Annotated in this window: 1 protein-coding gene; it reads right to left on the bottom strand. The window is 62.5% G+C overall.

The window, feature by feature from the left end; all coding sequences use genetic code 11:
* Positions 1 to 275, bottom strand: a 275-nt coding sequence (locus tag AB9F29_RS22635; RefSeq protein WP_369757343.1) for a DUF4175 family protein, incomplete at both ends; no start/stop codon positions are given.

The raw sequence follows: 275 nt of genomic DNA on the forward strand, positions 1-275 counted from the left end.
TCCCCTTCGCGGCGGCGCAATTCGTCTAGCAATTCGCGTGCACGACCATATGGGTTTTCGCCATCGGCAAAGGGGCTGTCACTGCGGGACGCCCCGCTTGTTCCGGGCGCGCGTCCGAGGGGGTCGCCACCGTCACGCCCTTCGCCCTGTGCGGTTTGGCCATTCTCGCCATCAGCGCTATTGGAGTCTTCCGCCATGGCCTGACCAAGGGCACGCATCCCTTCGCGCAATTCTTCTATCGCCTCTGATTGACGATCCAAAGCGAGCGGAATGTC

This window comes from Falsihalocynthiibacter sp. S25ZX9, from assembly GCF_041205405.1.
Classification (GTDB): Bacteria; Pseudomonadota; Alphaproteobacteria; order Rhodobacterales; family Rhodobacteraceae; genus Falsihalocynthiibacter; species Falsihalocynthiibacter arcticus.